The organism is Geobacillus sp. CAMR5420, from assembly GCF_000691465.1.
GTDB classification, from domain to species: Bacteria; Bacillota; Bacilli; order Bacillales; family Anoxybacillaceae; genus Geobacillus; species Geobacillus thermoleovorans.
On sequence record NZ_JHUS01000095.1, the window covers coordinates 1 to 2264 of the forward strand.

Genomic DNA, 2264 nt, shown 5'->3' on the forward strand with positions numbered 1-2264 from the left:
ATGCCGCTGTCGCCGCCGCTAATAATGGCGACTTTATTATGTAATTTCCCGCTTGCTTTGTATTGTTCACTCACGGAAACAGGCTGCGGGGTCATTTCTGTTTGCAGACCTGGCTGGCGGTTTTGATGCTGCGGCGGCAGCGTTGCTTGTTGTTTTGTAACCATTGTCCATGCCTCCTTGTGAATTTTTGTCATCGTTAGTATGGGACAATGGGAGGAAAATATTTAACATTTTTTGACGAATAGATGTTTTTGAAACGAATCGAATAAAAATGGCATAAAAAAGCTGGCCACATTGCACGTGATCGTTTGGAGTCGGCTTTTTTAAATTGGAAAGTACATGTACCTACACTCTATCGATCTGTATTAGACATACTGATTTTACTTGCTGAAAACGGTCTACATGCGGAAAAAGATTATCATCAAATTCAGGAAAAATGAAACTACCTGTCTCCTGTAGAGTTCAGGAAAACAGGTAGTTTGGATGTAGAGCCTCATTTCAAGATAGCTGCTCGATAACAGGTAAGAAAACGTTATTTAGATAACCGTTTCATGAGAGCCGCTTTTTCATCTTCAAAACCCGGTTTGCCAAGTAAGGCAAACATATTCTTCTTGTAAGCTTCCACTCCCGGCTGATCAAACGGATTCACACCGAGTAAATGACCGCTGATGCCGCAAGCTTTTTCGAAGAAGTATACCATTTCACCAAAGGTGTATTCATTCATTTCATCCAGTTCAACAATTAAGTTAGGCACTCCGCCGTCTACATGCGCTAATAGCGTGCCTTGGAAAGCTTTTTTGTTTACTTCATCCAGTGTCTTACCGGCCAAGAAATTCAATCCATCAATATTTTCTGGATCTTCTTGAATCGTCAGTTCGATTCGCGGTTTCTTGACATGCAGCACTGTTTCGATCAGATTGCGGCGGCCTTCCTGAACGTATTGTCCCATGGAATGTAAATCCGTTGTAAAGTCAACGGACGCAGGAAAGAGTCCTTTCTGATCTTTCCCTTCACTTTCTCCAAACAGCTGTTTCCACCACTCAGATACATAATGAAGGGATGGCTCATAGTTCACCAATAATTCGATCGCTTTGCCTTTGCGGTACAGAATATTTCGCACAGCGGCATACTGATAACTCTCATTGGTTAAAAGATCGGGATTGTTATATTTATGATATGCTGATGCTGCCCCTTCCATCATTCGGTCAATATTCAGTCCAGCTACAGCGATTGGTAATAGCCCAACTGCTGTCAGCACAGAATATCTCCCGCCTATGTCATCCGGAATAACGAACGTTTCATATCCTTCTTGATCGGCGAGCTTTTTTAATGCTCCTTTTGTTCGGTCGGTAGTAACGTAAATCCGTTTTCTTGCTTCCTCTTTTCCATATTTCTTCTCCATGTAATCACGGAAAATGCGGAAAGCAATGGCAGGCTCTGTCGTTGTTCCCGATTTAGAAATGACATTGATAGACAGATCTTTGCCTTCTAATACATCTAATAAATGAGAGATATAAGTGGAACTGATATTCTGACCAGCAAAATAAATTTGTGTCGTATCGTTCATTTGGTTATGAAAGGTATGGGATAATGCTTCAATAGCCGCCCTTGCACCTAAATAAGATCCGCCAATGCCGATCACCACAAGAGCGTCTGAATGATTCCGGATTCTTTCAGCAGCTTGTTTGATTCGCGAAAATTCGTTTTTATCATAGCGGATCGGCCAATCAACCCAACCGAGAAAATCCGATCCTGGGCCTTTCTTTTCATGAAGCATATGATGAGCTGCTTTTACAAATTCGCTTAAATAATCTAGTTCATTCTCTTGCATAAATGGTAATGCATTAGAGTAATCAAAAGAGATAGCCATATAACACTTCTCCTTTCTCTTCCAATTTTGCTGTGCATGTCCATTGATCATTTTGGACCTTACGTCTGAAAGGGGATTTTATGTTATTTCCTTAAAAGTTTTTTCTGGAGATGCTTCAAATGCTTATAACGGTTTATTTCTTCTCATTTTTTTCTACAGCATGTCCACCAAATTCGTTGCGTAGAGCGGCTACCACTTTGCCTGTAAATGTATCGTTTTCTAATGAACGATACCGCATCAATAAGGCCATGGCGATGACAGGAGTGGCAGTTTGCAGATCTAAAGCCGTTTCGACCGTCCATTTCCCTTCACCGGAAGAATGCATAATTCCTTTAATTTCCTCTAATTTTGCATCTTTTGAAAATGCGCGTTCGGTTAATTCCATGAGCCATGA

At 41.2% G+C, this 2264-nt stretch carries 1 protein-coding gene and 2 pseudogenes; all 3 read right to left on the bottom strand.

Annotated elements, in window-relative coordinates; genetic code table 11:
* Positions 1–164 (bottom strand): annotated as a pseudogene (locus tag DI44_RS19605) (NAD(P)-dependent oxidoreductase); the annotation flags it as partial.
* Positions 165–532: 368 nt separating this feature from the next.
* Positions 533–1870: a glucose-6-phosphate isomerase gene (locus DI44_RS00010; protein WP_033026797.1), complete on the bottom strand. Its 1338-nt coding sequence runs from the start codon at positions 1868–1870 to the stop codon at positions 533–535.
* A gap of 133 nt (positions 1871–2003) precedes the next feature.
* Positions 2004–2264, bottom strand: a pseudogene (locus DI44_RS0117565) (6-phosphogluconate dehydrogenase (decarboxylating)); the annotation flags it as partial.

Excerpts from the sequence above, each read along its gene's own strand:
- DI44_RS00010 (WP_033026797.1), bottom strand. The coding sequence starts at position 1,870 with ATGGCTATCTCTTTTGATTACTCTAATGCATTACCATTTATGCAAGAG.